Origin of the sequence: Glutamicibacter sp. NPDC087344, from assembly GCF_044744225.1 — a bacterium.
In the GTDB taxonomy this organism is placed as follows: Bacteria; Actinomycetota; Actinomycetes; order Actinomycetales; family Micrococcaceae; genus Glutamicibacter.
The window spans coordinates 153462-178348 of the sequence record NZ_JBIUXY010000008.1; the positions used below are offsets into that span (position 1 = coordinate 153462).

The 24887-nt window shown below is 57.6% G+C and carries 19 protein-coding genes; 8 read left to right on the forward strand and 11 right to left on the reverse strand.

What is annotated here, in order from left to right; all coding sequences use genetic code 11:
- Nucleotides 1–132: 132 nt before the first annotated feature.
- The 3 genes from ACIOWL_RS15340 (at nt 133) to ACIOWL_RS15350 (ending at nt 5706) form a co-directional block, all read left to right on the forward strand.
- On the forward strand, nt 133–4113 hold the full coding sequence (locus ACIOWL_RS15340; RefSeq protein ID WP_400386916.1) for a Pls/PosA family non-ribosomal peptide synthetase: 3981 nt from the start codon (nt 133–135) through the stop codon (nt 4111–4113).
- A 117-nt stretch (nt 4114–4230) separates the two neighbouring features.
- Nucleotides 4231–5448, forward strand: coding sequence for a heparan-alpha-glucosaminide N-acetyltransferase domain-containing protein (locus ACIOWL_RS15345; RefSeq protein WP_400386918.1), 1218 nt, complete (start codon nt 4231–4233; stop codon nt 5446–5448).
- Between the two features lie 63 nt (nt 5449–5511).
- Nucleotides 5512–5706 carry a hypothetical protein gene (locus ACIOWL_RS15350; RefSeq protein WP_400386921.1) on the forward strand — a complete coding sequence of 65 codons (195 nt, stop codon included), beginning with the start codon at nt 5512–5514 and terminating at the stop codon, nt 5704–5706.
- A 396-nt stretch (nt 5707–6102) separates the two neighbouring features.
- On the opposite strand, the gene ACIOWL_RS15355 is transcribed toward ACIOWL_RS15350, so the two are convergent.
- The 4 genes from ACIOWL_RS15355 to ACIOWL_RS15370 all read right to left on the reverse strand — a co-directional run bounded on the left by ACIOWL_RS15355 (nt 6103) and on the right by ACIOWL_RS15370 (nt 11031).
- The gene (locus tag ACIOWL_RS15355) at nt 6103–7158 is read right to left on the reverse strand and encodes a hypothetical protein (protein WP_400386923.1); all 1056 of its coding nucleotides are present in this window, start codon (nt 7156–7158) and stop codon (nt 6103–6105) included.
- Nucleotides 7159–7271: 113 nt separating this feature from the next.
- Complete coding sequence (groL, locus tag ACIOWL_RS15360; RefSeq protein ID WP_400386925.1) at nt 7272–8876, reverse strand: chaperonin GroEL; 1605 nt, start codon at nt 8874–8876, stop codon at nt 7272–7274.
- Between the two features lie 100 nt (nt 8877–8976).
- Entirely contained in the window at nt 8977–9273 is a 297-nt protein-coding gene (gene groES, locus ACIOWL_RS15365) for a co-chaperone GroES (protein WP_013349608.1), read from the reverse strand.
- A gap of 192 nt (nt 9274–9465) precedes the next feature.
- On the reverse strand, nt 9466–11031 hold the full coding sequence (locus ACIOWL_RS15370; protein ID WP_400386928.1) for an amino acid permease: 1566 nt from the start codon (nt 11029–11031) through the stop codon (nt 9466–9468).
- Nucleotides 11032–11702: 671 nt separating this feature from the next.
- Between ACIOWL_RS15370 and ACIOWL_RS15375 the strand changes: the two genes are divergently transcribed.
- The 4 genes from ACIOWL_RS15375 (at nt 11703) to ACIOWL_RS15390 (ending at nt 15682) form a co-directional block, all read left to right on the forward strand.
- On the forward strand, nt 11703–12944 hold the full coding sequence (locus tag ACIOWL_RS15375; protein WP_400386930.1) for an SAM-dependent methyltransferase: 1242 nt from the start codon (nt 11703–11705) through the stop codon (nt 12942–12944).
- 170 nt (nt 12945–13114) lie between these two features.
- On the forward strand, nt 13115–14257 hold the full coding sequence (locus ACIOWL_RS15380) for a glutamate--cysteine ligase (RefSeq protein ID WP_400386932.1): 1143 nt from the start codon (nt 13115–13117) through the stop codon (nt 14255–14257).
- 136 nt (nt 14258–14393) lie between these two features.
- The gene (locus tag ACIOWL_RS15385) at nt 14394–15236 is read left to right on the forward strand and encodes a hypothetical protein (protein WP_400386935.1); all 843 of its coding nucleotides are present in this window, start codon (nt 14394–14396) and stop codon (nt 15234–15236) included.
- Nucleotides 15236–15682, forward strand: coding sequence for a hypothetical protein (locus ACIOWL_RS15390; RefSeq protein ID WP_400386938.1), 447 nt, complete (start codon nt 15236–15238; stop codon nt 15680–15682). Before ACIOWL_RS15385 ends, ACIOWL_RS15390 begins: the two co-directional genes overlap by 1 nt.
- 212 nt (nt 15683–15894) lie before the next feature.
- Here the strand turns inward: ACIOWL_RS15390 and ACIOWL_RS15395 are convergent, their stop codons facing one another.
- Entirely contained in the window at nt 15895–16446 is a 552-nt protein-coding gene (locus ACIOWL_RS15395; RefSeq protein WP_400386941.1) for a transposase family protein, read from the reverse strand.
- 337 nt (nt 16447–16783) lie between these two features.
- On the opposite strand from ACIOWL_RS15395, the gene ACIOWL_RS15400 reads away from it, so the two are divergent.
- The gene (locus ACIOWL_RS15400; protein WP_400386944.1) at nt 16784–18229 is read left to right on the forward strand and encodes an integrase core domain-containing protein; all 1446 of its coding nucleotides are present in this window, start codon (nt 16784–16786) and stop codon (nt 18227–18229) included.
- A 334-nt stretch (nt 18230–18563) separates the two neighbouring features.
- On the opposite strand, the gene ACIOWL_RS15405 is transcribed toward ACIOWL_RS15400, so the two are convergent.
- The 6 genes from ACIOWL_RS15405 to alr form a co-directional block, all read right to left on the reverse strand.
- Nucleotides 18564–20348: a hypothetical protein gene (locus ACIOWL_RS15405; RefSeq protein WP_400386947.1), complete on the reverse strand. Its 1785-nt coding sequence runs from the start codon at nt 20346–20348 to the stop codon at nt 18564–18566.
- Nucleotides 20349–20727: 379 nt separating this feature from the next.
- Nucleotides 20728–21804, reverse strand: a complete 1077-nt coding sequence (gene tsaD, locus ACIOWL_RS15410; RefSeq protein ID WP_400386950.1) for a tRNA (adenosine(37)-N6)-threonylcarbamoyltransferase complex transferase subunit TsaD — start codon at nt 21802–21804, stop codon at nt 20728–20730.
- Nucleotides 21801–22292: a ribosomal protein S18-alanine N-acetyltransferase gene (rimI, locus tag ACIOWL_RS15415; RefSeq protein WP_400386953.1), complete on the reverse strand. Its 492-nt coding sequence runs from the start codon at nt 22290–22292 to the stop codon at nt 21801–21803. The genes tsaD and rimI overlap by 4 nt, the downstream gene beginning before the upstream one ends.
- Nucleotides 22289–22981 (reverse strand): tRNA (adenosine(37)-N6)-threonylcarbamoyltransferase complex dimerization subunit type 1 TsaB, encoded by a 693-nt coding sequence (gene tsaB / locus ACIOWL_RS15420; RefSeq protein WP_400386956.1) that lies wholly within the window; start codon nt 22979–22981, stop codon nt 22289–22291. Before tsaB ends, rimI begins: the two co-directional genes overlap by 4 nt.
- Nucleotides 22974–23549: a tRNA (adenosine(37)-N6)-threonylcarbamoyltransferase complex ATPase subunit type 1 TsaE gene (gene tsaE / locus ACIOWL_RS15425; RefSeq protein WP_400386959.1), complete on the reverse strand. Its 576-nt coding sequence runs from the start codon at nt 23547–23549 to the stop codon at nt 22974–22976. The genes tsaB and tsaE overlap by 8 nt, the downstream gene beginning before the upstream one ends.
- The gene (alr, locus tag ACIOWL_RS15430) at nt 23542–24801 is read right to left on the reverse strand and encodes an alanine racemase (RefSeq protein ID WP_400386961.1); all 1260 of its coding nucleotides are present in this window, start codon (nt 24799–24801) and stop codon (nt 23542–23544) included. Before alr ends, tsaE begins: the two co-directional genes overlap by 8 nt.
- Nucleotides 24802–24887 lie beyond the last annotated feature (86 nt).

The window sequence follows — 24887 nt, forward strand, 5'->3', positions numbered from 1 at the left end:
CCAATATCTCGGGGTTCACTACGCGGTGTGAGTCCACAAGATACGTGTTTTGAATACGTGTATTGCGGTTGCTGGGGAGCAATCACGCTGGAACCGTTCCGGCCGAAAACAACAATGATCCTTGGGGGAAAATTGAGCGGTAATGACAATGTCGCGCGCGCTGACTACGGGTCGGTGGCGACGCGTACGCTGCGCAGATTGGCGCAGCACGAGAATGAAATCCACACGCTGCACTCCACCGCGCAAGCGGACACCAACGGGCACCTGGCACTCTTTCCGAACACCGAGCCGGCCAGCGAACGCACCCTGGTCGACGTCATCACCGCGACGATGGACAGTTATCCATCAGCGTTGGCAATCGATGACGGAACCTACCGGCTGACCTACGCCCAGCTTCGCGAAGAAGTTGAAGAGCTCGCCAAACAATTATGGTCCATGGACGTCGGAGCGGGAGACCGGGTGGGTGTCCGGGTCCCCTCGGGCTCCAAAAACCTGTACATCGCCATCCTCGGGGCGCTGTTTGCCGGGGCCGCCTATGTTCCGGTGGATGCCGATGAACCAGATGAGCGTGCTGCAACCGTCTGGGAGGAAGCCGGTGTCTGCGTGGTGATCGGCGAGAACCTGAGCATCACCCACCGGGATGCGGTGCGCACCCAGGGCAACAGCCCGGTCGCCAGCCTGGAAGACGACGCGTGGATCATCTTCACTTCCGGCTCGACCGGCAAACCCAAGGGTGTGGCCATCACCCATCGTTCCGCGGCCGCCTGGGCCGATGCCGAAGCGGAAATGTTTTTGCAAGAGGCGCCGCTGACGCGCGGAGACCGGGTGATGGCGGGGCTCTCCGTGGCCTTCGACGCCTCCTGCGAAGAAATGTGGTTGGCCTGGCGGCACGGGGCCTGCCTGGTTCCGGCCCCGCGGTCAATCGTGCGCTCCGGTGCTGATCTTGGCGACTGGCTGATCGAACGCAAAATCACCGTGGTCTCCACGGTCCCGACCTTGGCCGCGATGTGGCCGGCGGAAACCCTGGAGAACATCCGCCTGCTGATCTTCGGCGGAGAAGCCCTGCCCCTGGAGCTCGTCCAACGCCTGGCCGGGCCGACCCGGGAAGTCTGGAACACCTACGGTCCCACCGAAGCCACCGTGATTGCCTGCGGCGCGGCGGTGGACGGTAACTCCCCGATCGCCATTGGCCTGCCCCTGCGCGGCTGGGACCTGGCGGTAGTTGATTCCAACGACCAGCCGGTCCCTTGGGGTGAAGAAGGCGAGCTGATCATCGGCGGGGTGGGCCTTGGCCGCTACCTCGACGCGCAGAAGGATGCCGAAAAATACGCCCCGATGCACAGCCTTGGCTGGGAGCGGGCCTACCGCAGCGGCGATATTGTCCGGGCCGAACCGGATGGCCTGATTTTTGTGGGCCGTGTTGACGAACAGGTCAAGCTGGGCGGGCGCCGGGTGGAACTCGGCGAAATCGACGAGGCGCTGGCCGGGCTTCCCGGCGTTTCCCAGGCCGCTGCCGCGGTGCAGTCCACCCCGAGCGGGAACAAGGTGCTCGCCGGCTACCTGGTCGCCGAGCCGGGGGCGGTGCTGGATCTGCCGGCCCTGCGCCACCGCCTGGCCGAAATGCTTCCGGCCCAATTGGTGCCCACCTTGGGCCTGGTGGACGAGCTGCCCATGAAAACCTCGGGCAAGGTCGACCGCAAGGCGTTGCCGTGGCCGCTGGCCGTGGCGACCGACGCGGCCGAAGCCCATCAGCTGGCCGGCACCGAGGGATGGCTGGCCGAGCTGTGGACCGAACTGCTCGGCCCGGTCCCGCTGGATGGAAACAGCGACTTCTTCGCCCTGGGCGGGGCCAGCATTGCCGCCGCGCAGCTGATCGCCAAGCTGCGCACCCGCTACCCGCTGATCTCCATCGCGGACCTCTACGACCGCCCGGTGCTGGGTGACCTGGCCGCATATCTGGATGCCGAGGAGACCGGCCAGGCGCAGGAACGTGAGACCCGGCCGACCCCGTGGTGGACCGCGTTGGTGCAGGCACCGGTGATCGGTGCCCTGTATTCGGTCATTGGCCTGCGTTATGTGACCGGCATGGCGCTGGTGTGCTGGGTGCTGTTCAACTTCTTCGAGGCCCGCTGGGTGCCGAACCCTCCCCTGGTTCCGGTCCTGCTGGCCTGGGTGGTGCTGTTCACCATGCCGTTCAGGGTGTTGCTGGCCGTCACAGCGGCCCGGGTGCTGCTCGCCGGGGTGAAGCCGGGACATTACCAGCGTGGCGGCAGCGTTCACCTGCGGTTGTGGGCGGTTGACCGCATTGTGACCTTCGCGAAGATCGAACCGATCATGGGCACGCCCCTGGGCCTGTGGTATGCCCGGGCGTTGGGCAACAAGGTCGGTGCTGACGTCCATCTGGATGCCATGCCATCGGTTACCGGACTGAGCAGCATCGGGGCGAATACCGCCATCGAATACGAGGTGGATTTGGCCGGGCACTGGCTGGATGGAGACACCCTGGTCATCGGCCGGATCATCATCGGCAAGGACGTGCGGGTAGGAACCCGGTCCACCGTCATGGGCGGGACCATCATCGAGGACGGAGCGGAGATCGAGCCGGGAAGCCTGGTGGACGGCACGGTGCCGGCCAATGAACGGTGGTCCGGTTCGCAGCTGGAATACCTGGGTGAGGCCGGGGCGGATTGGCCCGGCGCGGATGCACGCCCGCGGGCACACCGGGCAGGTTTCCTGCACACCGTGCGTTACGCCGTGTCGCTGGGTTGGCTTGGCCTGATGCCGCTGCTCAGCATCCTGCCCGGGGCCTTGGTGTTGTTCTCCTGGATCGACATGCGTGCCGAGCTGGAAGAGGTGCTGGTGCAGCTGGCCCTGTGGGCCCCGTTGTTCGCGGTACTGACCGCGGTCACGTTTTTGGCCCTGAGCATCATTACCGTACGTGTCCTGGCCAGCTACTTGAAACCGGGATTCCATTCCTCGCGCGGAACCACCGCGTGGGCGGCCTGGCTGTCAAACCTGGTGCTCGCCAAAACGCTGATGTCCGTCTACCCGCTGTACGCAAGTATTGCCACCCCGCTGTGGTTCAGGTTGCTGGGTGCCAAGGTCGGGAAACATGCCGAAATCTCAACCATGGAAACCATCCCGCACCTGACCCGGATCGATGACCGCAGTTTCATGGCGGACCATTCCCTGGCCTCGCACCCGCGGGTGCGCGGGCAGTGGCTGCAGCTCGGGCACACCCGGGTTGAAGAAAAGTCATTTGTGGGCAACTCGGGCATTGTCGGCCCGGACACCGTGGTGCCCAAGGATTCGTTGATTGCGGTGTTGTCCTCAACACCCAAGGACATGCCTGAAGCCTCCAACTGGTTTGGCCGCCCGGCCATGGAACTGCCCCGCCCGGTGGATCAGGCCGAGTCGTCCCTGACCTACAACCCGCCGCGCCAATTGGTGCTGGCTCGCATCGCGGTAGAGATTTGCCGCATCATTCCCATGCTGGTCACCATCTGGCTGGCCCTGGCCACGGTGTGGGTGCTCTCCGGCATCTTCGACGAGTCAGGTTTGGGATTAACGGTGCTGCTGGCCGGACCGGTTTTGCTGGCCTCGGCCACCCTCGCCGCGCTGATTGCCCTGCTGGCCAAGTGGGCCTTGGTTGGTCGTTTCCACGCCGAGGAACACCCGTTGTGGACCTCCTTTGTGTGGCGCAATGAGCTGGCCGACGTGTTCAGCGAGTCCCTGGCGGTGGCCGGTGTGGTGCGCATGAGCTTGGGTACCCCCATGCTGAACTTCTGGTTCCGCCTGCTTGGAGCCCGCGTTGGGCGCCGCGTGTGGCTGGAATCCTGGTGGTTGCCGGAGCAGGATCTGATCAGCATCGGCGACGGCGCAAGCATTAACCGCGGCACCGTCCTGCAGACCCACCTGTTCCACGACCGCATCATGCGCCTGGAGCCGGTAACCATCGGGGCGCAGGCAACACTGGCTCCCAACAGCGTCATCCTGCCCGGAAGCCAGATCGGCGAAGCTGCCACCGTGGGCCCCTGCTCGTTGGTGATGCGTTCGGAGCAGGTCCCGGCGCACAGCAGCTGGCAGGGCAACCCGCTGCGCAACTGGTCATAATCGACGGTCCTAACGAAGTAATGAAATGAAGACACAACAAACAACCTCAGTGAAGTCACTGAGCCGCAGTCCCCGTTCGGCGTGGGCCCGGCATTCACAGGCCAAGGAGAACACCCGATGAGTCAGGTTTCCGGAACACCGGCCGCTGCCAAAGCGGTGAAAAAGCCGCGGATCATCGGTCTCGACGCGGCACGTGGGGTGGCGCTCATGGGCATGATCGCTATCCACGTGATGCCGGCGGTTAATGACGATTATGAACCGACCCTCATCTGGAACATCGCTTCCGGCACCGCTTCGGCGCTCTTTGCGCTGTTGGCCGGGGTGGGCCTCAGCCTGAGTTCGCGCAGGGCGGTCAATTCACCGGTGGAACTTGCCGGGGCACGGGCGGCCTTGGCCACTCGTGCCGGATTCATCCTGGCCCTGGGCCTGGTGTTGGCCTTGGTTGATATGCCGGCCTACATCATTCTCGCCTACTACGGGGTGATGTTCCTGCTCGCCATCCCGTTTTTGCGGCTGGGCCCTACTGCTCTGGGTTTTGCATCGTTGGGATTCGCTGTAGCGGGCTCACTTGCAGCGTGGCAGCTGAGCGGCTCGCTTCCGCATCTGGATTATATTGATCCGTCGTTGAGCACCCTGTTCAGCGACCCTGGCGCAACCCTGAGCGCGTTGCTGTTCACCGGCACCTATCCGGCTATCCCTTGGATGACCTACATCTGCGCGGGAATGGCGATTGGCAAGCTGGACCTGCGGTCAAAAGATATCCAGCTGCGCATTGGAGCCACAGGACTGTTCCTCTGGTTGAGCACCTGGGCTGCCTCGGCTCTCCTGTTAGGACCGTTGGGCGGGAAAGGTGAACTAATCCGTTCAACCCGCCGCTGGTTGAGCGCTGAGGACGTGAACGACTCACTGATCTACGGGCTCCCGACAGAGATACCACTGGATTCGCTGTGGTGGCAGGTTACGCTCATTCCGCACTCGAATATGGTGTTTGAAATGCTCAATACCCTTGGGGTGGGAATGCTGATTTTGGTGCTGGCCCTGATCATTGGTGAACGGGTGGCGTGGCTGCTTCATCCCCTGGCGATCCTGGGTTCCATGACCTTGAGCATCTACACTGCGCATCTGCTCTTCCTCGCCACCGGACTGGGAACCGAGAATCCAACACTCTCCTTCTGGATGCAGATCGGTTCGGCATTGCTGCTCGCAGTCTTGTGGAAAAACATTTCAGGTCTTGGGCAGGGCCCGCTTGAATACGTGACGGGCTCGCTGGCCGGCAAGGCTCGGGTGAAGGCAATGAATCGGAAAACGGCCGAAGCGGAGGCGCCCCAGCGCTAAGCGTTTCGACATGGGGTTGCTACAAATTGCACAGGCGTACTCGTATCAGCGATACTTTAGCCCGTGGAGAACGAACGTGAACGTGCCGGCAAGGCTTTGTATGAAAGCCGGTCGAAAAACCTGCGTGGGTTGATGATGCCTGATGCGCCGGCGTGGGAAGAACTCAACGTCGAGGTCAAGGAACGCTGGTGCACTACCGCGCAGTCCGTCCGGCCGCCGAGGCCCAGAACACGAAAGTCAAACTCCGAACCATCTTGAGCACCGCCGCTGAGCCACGAATGAAAGTGGACCAGCGGCGGTTCTTTTTATGCAGATCAGGCATCATGGTGTGGACGAGGCCCGAATCCGATCAACATGCTTTGATCGGCTACCTGTTTTGCCCCGTCTTCGGTATTCTTTGTGGTTTATTTTCGCGGCCAATTGGTACCGTCTCATTAGCGTGGCGCGTGGTACCAAACGGACCAAACGGACTCGGGCGGTACCTGCTGTGGAACTGTTTTGTGCCGCACGTATTTGGTCTTCACTATGTGAAGCTCCCGGCAAGATCTACACATAAACAATTACCGGACCCATGGCCCACGAGTCGACTTCTGCGTATCTGATGCCCCGCAGACGCACAACGTACATCAAGTTTGTTCCAAACATGCCACCAGATCATTGAGGGTCCTGCTGGTCATCTTCAATCAGAGTCCAGGGTTCGAATACTTCAAACGGTTGCCTGCTGGCCAGGAGTCTGAAGGCTCCGGCCATCAATATCCCGCCGGGAAAGAAAGCGATCAAAATATTTATCCATCGGGCCGCGCGCGAGTTGTCTGGCCCCTGGGCAAAATCCACCGGAATAGCTACACCTTGGTATCTGGGATCAATCACCACATCGATTTCTTCGCCAAGTTCCATGGACCGTTGCCCGGCCGCAGACCAACTCAGCGTCATCCGTCGGTCAGCAACATCAACCTGAGCCGGCTCCACCGAGCGACCGGAAGTTTCGTGGGCCACCAGTTTCGCGGTGAGGTGTGGTTGTGTATTAACCAGATCCTGTGTGGTTCGAAAATCCTTGGCACCATCAGCGATGAAGGTTACCGCCGAGCCAGCGGACAATATGAGACACACGCTCAAGAGTGTGTAGCGTACCCTGCGCGGAGCGTGTTGCAAGGCCAACACCAGCCGTTCAAAACGCCCCGGGGTCGGTTTGATCCCCCACTTGCGTAAAACGTGGGCACGGCGATCCGGTTTGAGCATAAACCGATAAGCAATAGCCCACACAACTGCTCCCAGGATCACCGCGGTAATGCTCCCGATCCACCAATCGTCGGTGATGTTCTCTTCCCATTGCCGCGGTGAGACAAAAACATGGTAGAAATACGGGTCTGTTGGTGGAACTCGGCTGTCAGCGACCAGCTGAACTACTGAGTTAGGGGCGAATAGTTCAGCCGCACAGGTGTTTTGCACGACCTGTTCAGCACCGTTAATTCTAACGAGTAAAGAGCAGTCATCCAGATCTTGGGACAAGACGGTGGCCGTCACCGTTTTGGACTGTTTCATCAGACCGCCGAGGTACAGATGATCGTCGTGTACCGCCGCCGTGATTCCGATAATCAAGAACATGGTGCTGGCCACGAGCGCGGCCGCTATCCACTTGCGTGTCGTGCGCGAAGTTTTGAAGTAGCGCAGTGGCGGCGGATCAGGCTCGCCATCCGTTGGGTGGTGCATGCGGCAGGACCTCCCCCAGTATGTTCGTGCCGATGGTTCCAATAATGCGAGAGGCCGCCGCGAACCGGAGAATTCCCTCAGGTTCGCGGCGGCCTTAGCTGCCAGCTCATTGCTTAGTGGCTGTGTGCTTCTTCCGCTTCCTCGGATGGCTTGTCAGCCACGAGGGTTTCGGTGGTCAGCACCAGGGCTGCGATCGACGCTGCGTTGCGCAGTGCCGAGCGGGTCACCTTGACCGGGTCAATGACACCTGCGTGCAGCAGGTTCTCGTAGACGCCGCTCTTGGCGTTGAAGCCTTCGTTAGGTGCCGACTCGGCAACCTTGGAGGCAACCACGGCGCCGTCAAAGCCTGCGTTGGTGGCGATCCAGAACAGCGGCTGCACCAGTGCGCGGCGAACGATTGCCACACCTGCGGCAACGTCGCCCTCGGTAGCCAGCACGCGTGCGTCCTCATCCAGTGCGGAGAGAGCATCTACCAGAGCGGTACCGCCACCGGCAACAATGCCTTCTTCCAGCGCTGCACGGGTCGAGGCAACGGCGTCCTCGATGCGGTGCTTGCGTTCCTTCAGCTCGACCTCGGTCGAAGCGCCGACCTTGATCACACCGATGCCGCCGGCCAGCTTGGCCAGGCGCTCGGAAAGCTTCTCGCGGTCCCACTCCGAATCGGTGCGGGTCAGTTCGGCCTTCAGCTGGGAGACACGCTCCTGGACATCTTCCTCGGAGCCGGCACCATCAACAATGGTGGTCGAATCCTTGGTGATGGTCACGCGGCGGGCCGAGCCAAGCACCTCGGTGCCAACCTGGTCCAGGGACAGGCCAAGCTCCGGGGAAACGACCTGGGCGCCGGTGAGGATCGCCAGATCCTGCATCATTGCCTTGCGGCGGTCGCCGAAACCTGGAGCCTTGACGGCTACCACGTTCAGCAGGCCGCGCAGCTTGTTGACAACCAGCGTGGACAGGGCTTCGCCCTCTACGTCCTCGGCGATGATCAGCAGCGGCTTCTTGGCTTCCAGCACCTTCTCCAGCAGCGGCAGGAATTCTGCCACGGTGGAGATCTTGCCCGGGTTGATCAGGATCAGCGCGTCTTCCAGGACAACTTCCTGGCGCTCTGCATCGGTGATGAACTGCGGGGACAGGTAGCCCTTGTCGAACTGCATGCCCTCGGTGAGGACCAGTTCGGTGGCGGTGGTGGAGGATTCTTCAATGGTGATGACACCGTCGGTGCCCACGGTCTTGAATGCCTCTGCCAGCAGGTCGCCAATTTCATCCGACTGAGCGGAGATGGCTGCCACGTTGGCAACCTTGTCTTCCACTGCCACGGCGTTGGCGGCCAGCGCCTCGGAAACAACCTCGGTGGCCAGCTCGATACCCTTGCGGACATCGCCAGGTGCGGCGCCGGCGGCCACGTTTTTCAGGCCTTCCTTGACCAGTGCCTGAGCCAAGACGGTGGCGGTGGTGGTGCCATCGCCGGCTACGTCGTTGGTCTTGGTGGCAACTTCCTTGGCCAGCTGTGCGCCGAGGTTCTCGTATGGATCTTCCAGATCGATGTCACGGGCAATGGTGACACCATCATTCGTGATGGTCGGTGCGCCCCAGGTCTTGGCGAGCACCACGTTGCGGCCACGGGGGCCGAGGGTGACCTTCACGGTGTTTGCGAGCTTATCGATGCCCGCTTCGAGGGCACGGCGTGCTTCCTCATTAAATGCTAGCTGCTTAGCCATGCATTGACTCCTGAAAGTTCGGCTGCATCTGCAACACCGCTCCCCTGCCGTCGGCGAGCGCCGTTGCGGTGGATGGTGTGCTGATGCCGCGAGGTTGGCGTTACTTTACGACGACTGCCAGAACGTCGCGAGCCGAGAGCACCAGGTACTCTTCGTTGCCGACCTTGACTTCGGTTCCGCCGTACTTCGAGTACAGGACCACGTCGCCTTCGGCTACGTCCAGCGGAATGCGGTTGCCGTTGTCATCGATGCGGCCGGGGCCTACTGCGACAACGGTGCCTTCCTGCGGCTTCTCCTTGGCGGAGTCCGGAATTACCAGGCCCGAAGCGGTGGTGGTCACGGCTTCGACCTGCTTGATGACAATGCGGTCTTCGAGCGGCTTGATGGAGACAGACATGGTCTCTCCTTTTCGTGTATGAACCAATGGTGTAGGGGTGCGCCCTACTGGCATTGGACCAACCGTCGTCGCGGTGCCAGTTGGTGGTATCCAGTCAGGCGGTGTCCGATGTCCTCAAAAAAGGACATTGAACCCAAAGACGACTTTAGGACGATCTTTAGCACTCGGTCAAGGCGAGTGCTAATGAACGACCTAGTTCTTCACCTCGGTTCGCGCTAAGCGGAGCGTGGCCGATTCCTCGATATCCTCCGGTGCGGACAAATCCATGTCTTTCAGTGCGACAACCCGTGATTTGGTGACAAACCGGTGAATCAGCCACAAACTCAGGAACAGCGGCAGCCCAATATAGGCGGAGAGCACTTCCAGCCCGCGCCCGGCAAGCACTGCCTCATAGTTCTGTCCGGCAATGACCGCCAGCAGCATGACGAAGGCCAGTATGGGCCCTAGCGGGAAAAACGGGGCGCGATAAGGCAGATCTGCCACGTCGTACCCTTGGGCTAGATACCCGCGGCGGAAGCGGTAGTGGGACACCGCAATACCAACCCAGACGATGAAGCCGCACAGGCCCGAGACGTTCAACAGCCAGGCGTAGGCTGCGCCTTGGCCGACCAGCGCGGTGAGGAATCCGAAGAGCCCAACGCCTGCGGTGGCGAACAGCGCCGCCATGGGGACACCCCGGGAGTTGGTGCGTCCAAAGATCTTGGGAGCCTTGCCGTCATGGGCCATGGCGTACAGCATGCGTGTTGAGGCGTAGAGCCCGGAGTTCCCGGCAGAGAGAATGGCCGTGAGGATGACGGCGTTCATGGCGGCCGCGGCGAAGGCAATGCCAGCGCGTTCAAAGACCACGGTGAACGGCGAGGAGGCCACGTCGGCTTCACCACTGGAGAGCAGGCTCGGGTCGGTGAACGGGATCAGGCACCCAATGATGAAGATTGCACCGATGTAAAAGAGCATGATGCGCCAGAAGACGCTGCGGATGGCCTTGGGGATTTCACGGCGTGGGTCCTTGGCTTCGCCTGCGGCTACACCCACCAGCTCGGTGCCTTGGAAGGAGAATCCGGCGATCATGAACACGGCCATGATGGAGATCCATCCGCCATGGAAGACGTCTTGCCCTTCACGCCAGTTGGCCAGCGGGTCGGTGTGATCCCCGAGGATTCCAAAGATCATCAGCACCCCGGCCACCAGGAACGCAATCACGGTGACCACCTTGATCAGTGCAAGCCAGAATTCTCCCTCGCCAAAAGCCTTGGCCGACAGTGCGTTCAGTGCGGTCAGCACGAAGAGGAACCCGCCAGCCCAAACCCAGCCCGGGACATCTGGCAGCCAGAAGCTCATGACGATTCCGGCGGCGACCAGTTCAGCCGCGACGGTGATGGCCCAGTTGAACCAGTAGTTCCAGCCGATGGCGAACCCGAAGGAGGGAGAGACAAAACGGGTGGCGTAGGTCTGGAAGGAGCCTGCCACGGGAATCTTGGCGGTCATCTCCCCCAACGACTGCATCAGCAGGTACACCATGAGTCCCACGGCAGCGTAGGCCATGAGCGCTCCGCCCGGGCCCGCCTGGGCGATGGTGCCGCCAGAAGCTACAAACAATCCGGTGCCGATGGAGCCGCCGATGGCGATCATCTGCAGGTGCCGGCTGCTGAGTTGCCGTTTGAGCTTGTGTTCGGAGGAAATGGTTGTCGATGGTTCTTCAGTGGATACAGCGCTTCGTTGCGCTGTCGACTGCTGCGCAGTTTTCTGCCTAAGTTTCATCACAGGTGACATACAACACCACAAGCGGTGCTGAATGCGACGTGAATCACTGAGCTGAATTCGAGCTTGAAATTTGCAGATCCAGCAAAGCGGCACGAACCTCCATCGCCTCAGCAAGGCGCACCGCGGGCACCATAAAGCACACAGTCGATGTTGCGAAACTCGAAGTTCAAGTGCAACCAAAGCATCAGTCATTGACAATACTCAGAGATGATTGAATTAGATATTCTTATTCATGGACTCAGTCGACGTAGGGTCACTTTCTGAACGCCGGTTCGGGCATCAACCAACCCGTTGCGTCTAATTCCTCGAAATTTGAGGCCGTGGGCTCGCTTGAGGAATTTGAATGTGACGCAAATATGACACGAAGCGGACGAGGACGAGGCGGCCTACGCCATGGGTCTTACAGATTTTCCGCGCGTCCAGTTGTTCGTGATTCCACCCCTTCCGCACCTGCCGATTGTGCAGGACCGAAAGCGCAACTGTCACAGCCTGGCCGAAGACCTCGATTTACCCCATACAGGACTGCTGGAGCCAACTGACGCTAAATGCGCGCCCACTGACGTACAACCGAATACGGCAGGAGCTGCTAGAAACTGCAACGAACAGCCAACGTAACGTAGCCACAGAGCTAAAACCTGAAGAGCTCAAAACCCAGATAGTCTTAACGTATGGCTCAGGCTTCCAATGACTCAACACTCAATGAACAATTCGCTGCACTGCTGTCGGCAGAAGGCTGGAGTCTTCTCTCCACTATTGACCCTTCGATGGTGGCGAACAAAGACAGTTCGTGGGCTCTAAACGAAAAACTGCGTAAAGACGGCCATGACGCCTCGGTAGTTCGTGCGGTTATGGCTCAGGCCGAATTGCGTTACAAGGCTCGGCTGAAGTTCGGCCCCTTTGCCGACTCATTGATCTTCACCCCCGCAGGCCTCGAGCAGGCAACCCGATTGACCATTGCCGGCATGCATGCCCGCCGCTTCGTCAACGCCGGCAGCACCCACGTAGCCGATCTGGGTTGCGGCATCGGCACCGACTCCATCGCCATGGCCAGCGCAGGCCTCGAAGTAACCGCGGTAGAGATGGACGAAACCACCGCGGCGGCCACCACCCTCAATCTGATGCCCTTCGAGAATGCCAAGGTAGTCCACGGCTCAGCGCAGGATACCGACCTGACCGGAATCGACGGAGTCTGGCTGGACCCGGCACGTCGAACCGACGTTGCTGGCAGCACCCGCCGCTTGTTTGATCCCGAAGCATTTTCCCCTCCCCTGTCTTTTGTTGAGAAGCTTGTTGACGACGGCCTAGACGTTGGCGTCAAGCTCGGCCCGGGATTACCGCATGATGCTATCCCTGAGACGGCCGAAGCCGTGTGGATCTCCGACCACGGTTCGGTCATTGAAGCGTGCCTGTGGTTTGGCCGGCTGCGACGTGAAAACATTTCTCGCGCAGCGCTGGTTATCGACAAGGACGGCGCCCACGAACTCACCAGTCCAGTGACCGCACAGGCAGATACTCCCGCTCCGGTAGGCGATCTCGAAGCGCACCTCTACGAACCAGATGGTGCCGTGATCCGCTCACACCTGATCTCTACGTTGCTGGAGTCAACGGGTGGGCATCTTCTGGATGAGCACATTGCCTACTTCACCCACGCCCAGCAGATCGCCACCCCCTTCGCTCGGGGCTATAAGGTGCTGGCTGCCCATGACTACAACGTGAAGAAGCTGCGCAGCTGGGTGAAGACCAACGCCATTGGCACCTTGGACATCAAAAAGCGCGGTGTGGACGTCACCCCCGAGGAGCTTCGACGTATCCTGTTGGCCGGCTCGCCAAAGAGTGCGAAAAACAAAGCGACGCTGATCTTGGCGCGTATTGGCGAGAAACGCGTAGCATTCGAAGTGGAACCCCACTAATCATGTCTTTGTTACGACTCATTCGACCCACGTTGATGCAGTGATCTGACAAACTCAGGGCACCAAATACAATGGGATTGGTTATCCTCCAAATGGGTGTGGGATACACCGGTTTTCTCAACTTTCCGGTTCAGGCCCAACCTGGATCGACCACGTAATGAAGGAGTCCCGTGCAGAAGATCGAATTTGCCGACTCAGCCCAGTCCACCATTGGTGTCGAGTGGGAAATTGCGCTTGTTGATCACGACACAGCAGACCTGTGCTCCGTTGCAGAACAGGTACTGTGCAAACTCAAGGATGATGCCGGGGTTCCCCACGAGGAAGAGCACCCAACCATCAAGCCCGAGCTTCTGATGAACACCGTGGAAATCGTCACCGGTGTTCATCACACCGTGGCCGAGGCCGCCGCTGAATTGCGAGACAATGTCCGCGCACTGAGTGAAGTCACCACCCCCATGGGTGTGGACCTCTACTGCGCCGGCTCTCACCCATTCGCAGCACCCACCTCCCAGCCCGTCACCGACAAAGAGCGCTACGCTAACCTGATTGACCGCACCCAGTGGTGGGGTCGCCAGATGGTGATCTACGGTGTGCACGTGCACGTGGGGCTGGACGACCAGGCAAAGGCCTTGCCCATCACCGACGGCCTGATCAATTACCAGCCGCACTTCCAGGCGCTCAGTGCCTCCAGCCCCTACTGGGGCGGAGAAGACACCGGCTACGCTTCGCAACGCGCGCTGATGTTCCAGCAGCTACCCACCGCAGGCATTCCCTTCCACTTCAATACCTGGTCCGAGTACGAGGCCTACGTGGCCGACATGCTCTACACCGGAGTTATTGACGACATCTCAGAGATCCGCTGGGACGTACGCCCGGTGGCACGTCTGGGCACCGTGGAAATGCGTATCTGCGACGGCATGAGCTCTTTGGAAGACATCAGCGCCATTACTGCACTGACCCAGTGTTTGGTCCACGACATGTCGTTGAGCCTGGAGGCGGGGAACAAGATCCCAGTCATGCCGGACTGGTACCGGGTGGAGAACAAATGGCGTGCCGCTCGCTACGGCTTGGACGCAATCATCATCCTCAATGCTCAGGGCGATGAAATGCTGGTCACCGACCACCTCCGTAGCGAGGTAAAAAGGTTGACCCCTGTAGCCGAACAGCTGGGCTGTGCGGATGAGCTGCGGGGCATCATCAAGCTGATCGAACGCGGCGCCGAGTACCAGTTACAACGTCAAGTTTTCGCAGCATCCGGTGGAGACTTCCGCGAAGTTGTCAAAGATAACGTCGCACGCGTAAAGACAGTTTAGACCACTAGGAATGTGCGATTGTTTTTGAATTACACGTTCTACACTCAGATTAAATCAAGCAGCGGAAATCTGTCAAAAATTAGTTCAACACCAGCAAGATAACAATATAAACATACGACCGATTAAACGGAATTCAATGGAATTCAATCCGTTAAATATTCAAAATAATCGACCTGGAACCAAAAGGCATTCAATGAATAGCAACAAGAAGCAAGTAGTTGAGATTTTGATAAATTACGGATTTCGAAAAATGAGTATTCTCGACAAAATGAGATTATATCGGGCTTACTTTTCTAGACATTGGATTCAAGTTATAGCTTATCCAATTATTTTCATGGTTTTTTTGGTAACATTACGCTGTATTGATGAAAGAACGGACAATAGACGAATCATCTTTGGATCGCTGGCCGAATTCGTCATCTTAACCACCATGATACTGACATTATCGACTTTGTATTTTTGCCTACAGGCCAGAAAATCATTTGATGCGGTTGGTAAACTGTTGCTCATTCCTGAATGGAATTCCAAAACCCCACCAGAATATATCGAGCCTCCCCGACGCCAAGATCCATACGACTCGGAAAGGGCACCAAGGTTGCGGGTACCCAGGGATGCAAATACCAGACTGGCGTTCAATGAGGCCTTGGTACTAAAAGTATCAAATGTTCATGACGGCATTCACATTCATGAAATCAAGATCCCATCAAACCGAAGTATCTCGTCTGCGACGTCCGGAGCACTACCAGCCTTAGCTAAAAGATACGAACAGAAGGACCTACCGGTCGACTTATTTACAGTTGCAGGTTCGCTATTTACATCCGCTAGCGACCCCAGTATGCCAAACCACTCAAGCCATAAATCAATTGAATCTATCCGACCAATATTATTCAGATATCCTCCCGTTATTCCTTACGCTTTCCTTTCCCTAGCAACAATGGTATTAGCTTACTTCTGCTTTGATTTTTTTCATCTTTCTTAGTGCGAAAAGATCCACATTTTCCCCTTTGGCAATTTGCTCCAGTTTTTATATCCCTTATAGCATGCGTTTGGATTTCAATCGTTGGAATCTTTACTTATCGATACGAACAACGCGCATGGTTTCTATTGGGAAAGTTTGATAAATATGCGCATCTATATTTTGATGCAACAAAAGATTTCAAAGACTATGCGGTTTCCAATTTTTTCGGCATAATTTCAATTTCTATACTTTTCACTACCAGCGCCACAATAACTAAATATACCGAAGCTAACATTGAAGAAACAAGGTGGATTGTAACAATAATCAGCGGTCTGCTTGTTTTCCTGGCAATCACAAGCACTGGAAAAGTTTTTGGAAGCGGATTGCATTCACTTGGCAAGGCCCAGGTGGAACGTAAGTCATTCCAGGCGTCAACCAATGAAATCACTCCGAGTTATCGACGCTAAGAGCATTCGTGTGATACGGATCTACAGTTTCCGGGTCCTCTTTCTCGAGCAGTCCGGAGCCTTGTCCAAGAGATTAGCATTGTTGCATTTTCAATGCCAATACGTTGACCCACCGGGCCATACACAATTTAGGTACTAGGTTGCTAATATTAGAATGTTTAACGGAGGCCGTGTTTCTCTGCTTAATTTAATGTGCATTTAATGAAACCTAGTCAGCACTTGGTCCCAGAAGCGTTCTCACGGAAGAATTCCAGCAACGAAACAATACGAATCACTGCCGGCAGTTCGTGGAACACTCCACGATAGACCTCCGCGAGGATCTTCCAGTTCTTCAAATGCGCGTTGCCTCGTTCAACTGCTGCGCGATGCTTGGAGAGCTCTTTGCTGAACAGCCGATCATGCTCAATCAGCTCCCCGGTTCCGGGACGCTGTCCCTTCTTGTACGGGATCAGCCCGGACGTTCCTTGATAGCCGAGATCCGCGAGGTAAGGCGACTCCGTCAGCAGTTGCTCCACACCGGTGTGGGTGAAAGCTACCCGGTCGTGCATCCTCCCGGGCACTGGTTCACCGATATAAAGGGCCCGTCCGGCCAGCGTGGTGACGACTTGGATATTGACGCAATGCCACTTCTTTTTCCCTGAGTCATGTGCTTTGATCGCGGGTCGGTGTATGCGAACTCGCACGTCAGTACCGTCTACGATCAAGGAATCACCCCTGGCTGCCGTATAGGGCGAGTTGGTACGGCTGTTCCGGCTACTGTGCACCGTCCCCTTTCGCCGACAGGGTACTCCGATTACGGCTTGCTGGTACTGCCGGTGCTCCGATGAGCGCCACCACGGATCAGGCCAACAACTTCACTCTGCCTTCCGTGCTTGTTCAGCAGCCGTGCTGCCCGGTCCCCAGTCGTGAAGATTCATTCAACCTGCTGCGGTGCGTAAGCTGGGCCCAGGCCTGTATAGTGGAGTTTTTCGGTAGTGGGTGTGCGACGAAACGGTGTGAAATCTCTGGACTTCGTGGACACACGATCTCATGACATTGTGGACACGATGTCTCACCGCTTCGTGGACATTTACAACGTGGCTTTCTGGCACGCTCATTTCCATGCCTAACGCACTTTCTCCACGCCTGCGCGCGATGATCATCAGCTTCGATCCGACGCAGCCAGATGCCCTGTCGGTCAGTGAATTCTGCAAGACCCAGAAAATCTCGCGAAGCATCTTCTACCGCATCCGCGAACGAGCCACCCAAGAATCAGCCGGCGCACTCCACCCGCGTTCCAGAGCCCCGAAACTACCCTCCAGACGTTACGGCCCCGAAGTGATCAACGACCTGGTCAGGATCCGCAAAGAACTCAAGAAAGACGGCTGGGACTACGGACCGAAGACCATCCATTACGAAGCGACCATCCTAGATGATTTTCCCGGCGAACAGATCCCATCCGTGGCGACCATTGCGCGGCTGCTGGCCAGTGTCGGGCATGTTGAACGCAGTCCGCGCAAGCGCCCCAAATCCTCCTACGTTCCCTTCGCGCGCTCTGCTGCTATGGCGCTGTGGCAACTCGACGCGTTCGAGTACAGAACTCTCTCCGACCAGGTGGTGACCGTCTACCAGCTCATCGATGATGCGACTCGATTCGATGTTGGCTCCAGCGCGTTTGCACGCCACGAGAACAGCGGCGATGCGCAACAGGTGCTCGCACGTGCCATCACTGAATACGGGCCACCCAAAGAAGTCCTCAGCGATAACTCCAAGGCATTCAATCAACTGCGTGGCGGAACCATCGGCATCGTAGAGAACTATCTCGCCTCCCAAGGAAGCATGCCGATTACCGGACTTCCAGGCAGGCCGACGACTCAGGGCAAGAATGAACGCTCGCACCAAACCCTTCAACAGTTCCTCAAAGCCAACAAACCCCAGAATCTTGCCGACGTGCAGAAATTGCTTCGCCGCTACCGTGAGCACTACAATCAGCGCCGCCCTCATCAGTCCTTGAACCACGCAACCCCACAGAAGGCCTGGGAGCTGCTGGAGCACACGCCGGCCACCGAGCCGATCCCGATGGTGGTGCTGGAAGCCAAAGCTGCTGAATACCTGATGAAGCGGCGCATCGGCAGCTCGGCGGTGCAACGCGCTGACCTTGTCGTGTCGAAAACCGGCGACATCCTGGAGAAGCTCACGGAGCAGCACGAAACTGGCAGGAACCGGGAAAGCCATCAGTTACTGATACGGGTCAATAAAGACAACTGCCAAGCTTATTATCGGGGCAAGCAGATCTCACTGCCGCAGACCTATGCCGACCGACAGTTCCTGAGGACCATCACCGACGAGGAATTCATTTTGTCGGATCCTGATACCGCGGAAGTGGTGTTGAGTTTCCCGTTGCCCATGGTGGCATTGCGTGTTCTTCAGCGATTTGTGTCCTCGTACTTGATCAGAGGAATTCACTTGGCGAACCCAACCACCCAGTGGAGCCGGAAAGCCGCAGAATACCAAGCCCAGTACGAAGCGCGGGAAGAAGACATGCCCGAGGTCTTTGATTATCGTTAATCAGCTGTGCCGGCGGCTCTCGGATAGGAGCTGTCCACGTCCCGAGATTTCACACCTTCAACCCCTATTCGGGACTACCAAAAACCTCTGCAATACAAAACAGCTTCGATGCAAGATCCTGACACACACCGTATAAAAACTGAGTTGTAATGGACTAGACAGTCGAGGATGCATGTAACAGCGTGGTCCTTGACTTCAAAGGTGTACTGTTTGGGCATGTATTTTAGGCCCTCTCAAACGAGGCGGCACTGTTGCCGTGGAGATTTAATCATCGCGAATCGTTGGGATCAGCAGGGCTGGATACTCTGAGGTGGGAGCATCAGGCTGTGCGGAACTAGTCGGTTGAGTTGGGGCCAATCGTATCGAGGTAGTTTTCGGGCATTGGAATATCAGGAAGGTTCCAAGGAACAGGTTTAGGAAATTCATCGTCGTCCGAGATTACAGGGAATACTTGAAAGAGTTGTTCAGTTTGAGGATCCAGGTGTGCTTTGACCCCGCCAGCTGAGCTTGTTGCGAAGGCCTCTCTTACTCTCTGAGCTTCTCTTACGATCACATTAGGGTGATACAAAGCCACGGTGCCAAAGTTGAACTTGCTGTCCTGAATTTCCAGCGGGAATGCAGGGTGTGTGGTAAAAATTACCCCGCCCGAAGTCATCAATGTGGTGAGCTCGTCAGTCCGTGTTCCGGTAAGGGTAATTGGAAGCGAGGTTTGTGGAGGGAAGAATGTCGCTCGTCCTTCGGCTAACAATCGTGCGATTCTGATCATGATACGTTCACGATGTGAGAGGTCTGATGGCATACGGAAGGCTGTCCCAAGTTTGTTTTCGAGTACTTCCAGATCATCGACCAGCAACTGTATGTCGCGAGAGGGCAATAAAGCATCATTCTCATTATCCGATTCTTTAGCTGTCGTGAGCGCTTTCATGATTTTTCTTCCGTCGTAACTCACTTGAAGGGACATATCCGAACTAATATCCTTTAGAAACTTGATTGCCTTTGAGGCCATTGAGATATGTGCATGTGCAAATTTGATTCTCAGGTCAAATTGCCCAGGCGATGCATTCTCGCTCGGAATCTGTGCGTCAAGTGTGACAACTTCATAGAAATTTGCCCTGAATGAGATGCCTTTCTCGCCCTTGCCAAGTGCATGAATCGAACCTTCGTGTTTAGCCGTACTGAAACCTTGTTCATCGAGTAGTTCGAATGTGACAGGGACCCTCTGCGCTGGCAGAAGCGGTTCCGGTGCAATCAGCTCAACCCGCTCAACGGCTCCTCGTTGTCCAAACCAATCCGGACCGTGCATCTGAAAGTCTTCAATAAATTCTCCCGGAATAGAAATATCTTTTACCACACCGTAGTCCAAAACGCGTTGCATATCTTTCGTGAGACCGAAAGAATTTTTCTTGACCGAGAATGTAAAACTGAGCGGCTCTAGCTCTGCAGCCCGAGGGTGTTTTGCGCGCAGGATTTCTGTGATCCCTTGACTTGTGGCATGAAAATCAACATCCCAGTAGGCACTACGACCGCTGGAAAGGGAATGCAAGCCCGCTGCGCGTTGCGCAAGATCGCTTGGTGATTCCAACGCCGCTTTTTCTTGTGCAGCTAATTTGAGTGCTTCGACGAGCGGGACTCGAGTAGCCATGGATTGTAAGTCTTGATGTCGTGCTAGCTCAGCATCAAGCTGAGCAATCCCCATGATCGAAATTTCTACGTCCTTGCCTATACTCAAATCCTTGGCGAACTTCAATTCGCCCCTGGTCGGGTTGGCTGGGTAAACGAGAATCCATTGAGGCGGTGCATGATTGGTCCAGGCTGCGGTAAACGACTTTCTTATTTGTTTTCCACGAGTTGATCTAAAACCACCAGAGAATCCTTCAGGAAAATATTTAAGTTGAAAGATCTTCTCGAGTTCACCGTTGGTGTAGACAGCAATGTCGATGCCACCATCGCCACCTCGTCCATCAAGCACGACAACATTCGAATTCGGTGGGTGATGGTAAAGCCGAGTAATGAGACTCTCCACCAGGCGATTGAAACCGTTTTCGTCGATGGTCTTCCAAGAAACTGTGCCTTCAAACATAGAACTAAATTCACAACTCCAATTAATGTCATTCATCACCTGACCAGTGAAGACATAGAAAAATCGGCATCAACGATTAATAATGGAAGTGATCAAACAACACAAAAACCGAAGAAGCCGATGAGTTACAAGTATAGTACTAGTCTACCCATGACCAAGTTCATGGAACTACAGAGCAGGATCCAAGAGATCCTCGACTCACGCCCCACCCCCCACAAAGGCCCCGGCTCAATCGTGGAGTGTTCCATGAGTTGCCGGCTGTGATGCGTAGTGTTTCGTTGCTGGAATTCTTCCGTGAGAACGCGTCTGCGACCAAGTATTGAATAGGCTTCAGTCATACATTCAATTATTGCCGTCAAAAATTCAAGACGTGGAATTTCCAGATACTTGCCCTACTGTGGCAAAGCTATCGACATCTCTACGAGGCGCCCAAAACGATTTGAGTCACCGGCTGCGACGAATCTGTAGCGAAGTCCAAGCCCGACGGCGCAACCCCATCAGCTACCAGCTGGGCACCCAAGGCAGCAACCATTCCACCGTTGTCGGTACACAGGCTGAACGGCGGCACAATCAACGCGATACCTGCAGAAGCACACCGAGCGGCCAGCAACTCGCGCAAGCGGGTATTTGCCGCAACGCCGCCACCGAGCAGCACCGTGGTCAGGTTGTTCTCCACCATGGCTCGAACGGCCTTGGAGGTGATTACGTCCACCACGGCTTCCTGGAAGGACGCGGCGATGTCGGCGACTGGGACCGGCTCCCCCGCAGCCTCAAAGTGCTCGACGCAACGTGCCACAGCTGTTTTAAGTCCCGAGAAGGAGAAGTTGTTACGGTGTTTGCCCGGGTTCTCGGCGCTGCCGACAAACTTCGGCAGCGAAAGACCTCGCGGGAATCGGAATGCCTTGCGGTCTCCATCCTTGGCTGCCTTGTCGATGGCAGGGCCACCTGGGTAGCCAAGGCCCAGCAGGCGAGCAACCTTGTCATAGGCTTCACCTGCGGCATCATCAATGGTGGAACCCAGCAACTGAACGTCATTGGTCAACGAGGTGACCTTCAGGATCTCGGTGTGCCCACCGGATACCAGCAGCGCACCAAAGCTTGGCGGCAGTACCGCGCTTTCCAGCACCCCAACGCCAACATGGGCTACCAAGTGGTTGATTCCGTACAGTGGTTTGCCTGTGGCTAGCGCCAGGGCTTTGGCAGCCGAGACGCCCACCATCAGCGCACCGGCAAGACCCGGACCACTGGTGACGGCAATAGCGTCAATATCATCCAGTGTCAGTTCTGCAGTGTCCAGCGCCTGCTGCAGCGTAGGGACAAACGCTTCCAGATGTGCACGGGCGGCAATCTCCGGGATCACCCCACCAAAACGCACGTGTTCGTCCATGGAGCTGGAAACTGCGTTGGCTAGCAGCTGGGTGCCGCGCACAATACCGACTCCGGTTTCATCGCAAGAGGATTCGATTCCCAGTACTACTGGTTCTTTGATGCTCATGCGGTGGGTTCCTCGTTTTCTTGCGTACGTTCTTTCTGCAGTGCATCCAACTGCAGCCTCATGATCAATGCGTCAACGCCGCCCTTGTAGTAGCGTTCGCGCCGGTGAATGGTGACAAATCCTAGGGATTCATACAGTGAAATTGCCGTGGGATTATCAAACCGGACTTCCAGCATGACATCCAACGCCTTGGAATCCAGCGCAGTCTCAATCAACAGGTTCATCAGCTTTCGCCCCAACCCTTGGCCCTGGTAGGCCGGATCAATGGCAATGGTCTGAACATCACTGATGGGCAGCACGGTGCACAGTCCCGCGTAGCCAATGACTCGGCCCTGATCTTCATAAACCCAATAGTTGCGGGTTTCGTGTTGTGCCAGCTCGGATTCGAAAGCTGCCAAGGGCCAGGCATCCTCCGGGAACAGCTGGGTCTCCAGCTGATGCACCTCGGGAATATCTGCCGTGGTCATCAACCGTAGCTTGACGCTCATGCGGTGGCTGCTTTGCTCTGAGCCTGCTTCATGAATGCCGGCACCTGAGCATCGGATTCGCGAAGGTACTGTGGTGCGGTGTCAGACAAATCCCTACCGGCAGCCAGGTCATCCATGCCCCGGGAGGCAAGGTCGCGTGCATCGGCAATCCAGTCGAAGGAGACTGTCATGGGCTCGGCACCAATTTCACGCAAGGTATCGGCATAGATTCCGGCACCTACGCCGTAGACCGGCAGAGCCGGCAGCGTTGAGGCGGCACCGACGTGCGGCCCGTCAATGAGCGCACCGTCTGCATCGTATTTTGCCCAGTACACTTCCTTGCGGCGTGCGTCGGAGGCAACTACAAACTCGTCTGGTGAGTCTCCCGAGCGCAGTACCCGTTCGGCGAGCGCGTGCAACGACATGACGCCGTATACCGGGACCTGCCAGACGAAGCCGAAGGTGCGGGCGGCGACAAGTCCTACTCGTAGGCCGGTGAAGGGGCCGGGCCCTACCCCAACGAAGATCCCTGCGAGGTTCTTTCCCTGCTCATTGTTCTCTTCGAGCAGGTCGCGTACGTAGCTTGAGAGGGTTTCGGTCTGATCGTTGCCCTTGGGTGAGGTGCGTTCGGCAACGATTGCGCCGGTGGTGGTGTTGATCAGAGCGACCGAGGCGTGAGCTGAGGTGTCGATGGAAAGGTAATTAGGCATGTAGTTCTCCGGTGTGCACGGCTTCTAGGAGTGTGCTCTTCAGCTGTTCAAAGGCTGGTTCGTCCCAGCGTGGGCCGATGGCTTTGAGGGTGAACAGGCGTGGTTCGTCCAGGTCGGCTTCTTCTTCCCACGGGTTAACGTTCGGCGTGGTTGTGGCGGCCAGTGCTTCGCGGTCAAGCTGCAGTTCCAGGCGGGAGTCGGTGAGGTGCTCCACCTTGCCCAATCCCCATTCCACTACGGTGACCGATTCGGCCAGCGTGGATTCCAGATCCAGGGTGTCCACGTCGTTGTGGTCTTTGAGCCGGTAGGCGTCCACGTGGATGAGTCCGGGGCCACCTACTAGTGAGGGGTGCTGGCGGGCGAGCACAAAGGTTGGGGAAATGATTCCCTCACGGACTTTCAGTCCCAGCCCCAGTGACTGGGTCAGGGTGGTTTTCCCTGCTCCGAGTGCCCCGGTGAGGATGATCAGGTCTCCGGCCTGCAGCTGGGTGCCCAGGGCGGTACCGAGTGCTTCGGTGGCGTCCAGGTTTGATAGTTGGCAGGTGAATTCTTTGCTGGTTTCACTCACCTGCTTCACCCCAGCTGCCCTGGACGTAGTAGCGCGGGACGCGTGGTGAGATGCGGGTGACAACTTCGTAGTTGATGGTGTTGGCGGCGTAGGCCCAGGTGTTGACGCTTTGGCCGCCCTCGCCAAAGATGATCGCTTCGGCACCCAGGAAGTCTGCCGGGTCGATATCCGCGCCCAGGTCGATGACGCACTGGTCCATGGCGATTCGACCCCGGACCGGGTAGCTTTTGCCGTTCACGGTGACCGGCGCTCCGGTGGCGATTCGCGGCAAACCATCTGCGTAGCCTAGCGGGATCAGCCCTAGGTAGGTTTCGGCGTTGGTGTGGTAGTTCAGGCCGTAGGAGACACCCTGGTCGGCTTGCACTTTTTTGACGTTCGCAACGCGGGTTACCAGTTTCATGGCGGGGCGCAGGCCGAAGGTATCCGGCGACTCGTTCTCAAAGGGGCTCAGGCCATAGAGTCCAAGGCCCAGGCGCACCAGTTCATGGTGGGAGTCGGGACGGGAGAGAATCCCCGGGGTGTTGGCGATATGCCGGACTTCAAGGTCGAAACCGGCGGCTTCCACCAGGGCGATGGCTTCGTCAAAGGTCGCCAGTTGCGCATCGGTTTCCGGCCGCTCAGGTTCATCGGCTACGGCCAGGTGGGAGAATACTCCAACCACACGCAAGAGTCCGGCTTCCTGGTATTCGCTGGCGCGCTGAAGCAGGCTCGGCAGGTCTGCCATGGTGGAGCCGTTGCGCCCCAGGCCGGTGTCCACCTTGAGGTGAATTCGCGCAGGTGTCTGCAAGCGCTGGGCGGCTTCCGCGATGGCGTCCAGGTCCCAGCCGGAGACTCCAAGGTCGATTCCCGCCTCGATGGCTTCGTCAAAGGGTGTGTCCTGCGTATGCAGCCAAGCAAGCATGGGAACGTCCAGCCCTGCGGTTCGCAGGGCGAGTGCTTCGGTGACGTGAGCGCAGCCGACCCAGCTGGCACCGGCTTCCAGCGCCGCGGTGGCGACCTGTAGCGCGCCGTGTCCGTAACCGTCCGCCTTAACCACTGCCATCACCGCGGCCGGGGCTACGAGGTCAACAACCTGCTTGACGTTGTTGCGGATTGCTGAGAGGTCGATAACTGCGCGGCGTTCCCAGGGGACGGATCCCTGAGAGGTCAACGCAGCAGTTTCGTTGCTTTGCTCTAGTGCTTCAGAATTCACCTGTCCATCTTCCCACTTTTCGCGCTTTGTTGCCGTGACCTCCATTGCGCGCTCAGACACACCGCTTTGTTGCCTTAAATTCGTGGGGCGGGCCGCCTGACCCGAAGGTCTGGCGGCCCGCCCCTAAAGCGAGTGATGATGAAACT